General features: G+C 45.8%; 1 protein-coding gene. It reads left to right on the top strand.

What is annotated here, in order from left to right; genetic code table 11:
* Positions 1 to 189: 189 nt before the first annotated feature.
* Positions 190 to 621, top strand: a complete 432-nt coding sequence (locus tag ACT3TJ_RS18000) for an acetyltransferase (RefSeq protein ID WP_444622841.1) — start codon at positions 190 to 192, stop codon at positions 619 to 621.
* The last annotated feature ends 99 nt before the right edge of the window (positions 622 to 720 follow it).

Below are 720 nucleotides of genomic sequence, written 5' to 3'. Positions count from 1 at the left end.
GTTCCGGCTCCAGTGACGATGGAGGTAGTGGCTTTTCAGATGGTGGCTCAGGCGGCGGTGAATAAGTTTACGCATAACAAACTGTTTAATCAGGACAAAATACAGATGGCTGTGTTTCATTCCTCAACAATTTTAACCAACTAAATTTTGCCCATTAACGCGGCGTTAAATTTTCAACCGAGTTTGGTGATGAATATTGAGATCGTAGAAAAAACAGATCATCTTAAGCTGATAGACGTCTGGGAAGCGTCGGTCAGGGCAACGCATGATTTTCTGACTGAAGATGATCTACAGGAGTTAAAGCCGTTAATTCTGGAGCAGTATTTTGACGCAGTTGATTTAAGGTGCGCTAAAAACGGTAACGGTGAAATTCAGGGATTCTGTGGAGTACATGACGGTAATATTGAGATGTTGTTCATCTCACCTGATGCACGCGGAAAAGGCATTGGTGCCATGTTAGCGGCCCATGCTATCAAAGAGCAGGGAGCATCAAGGGTCGGTGTAAACGAGCAGAATGAACAGGCGGTAGGTTTTTATCAGCACATTGGCTTTAAAGTGACAGATCGGTCGCCAGTCGATGGTCAGGGTAAGCCTTATCCGCTGTTGAATATGGCGCTATAAAAATTTAACAAGGCCAGGTACGGCGACGTCTTTTTCGTTGCGGCTTCGCCTTCACTACAAAGCCGTGCGTGCTGGTGGTGTTAGGGCGTGTCCTCATTT

It is taken from the genome of Halomonas sp. AOP30-A1-24 (assembly GCF_052378165.1).
GTDB classification, from domain to species: domain Bacteria; phylum Pseudomonadota; class Gammaproteobacteria; order Pseudomonadales; family Halomonadaceae; genus Vreelandella; species Vreelandella citrativorans.
The sequence above is the reverse complement of the archived record's forward strand: the minus strand, read 5'-3'. Positions and strand labels throughout refer to the sequence as shown.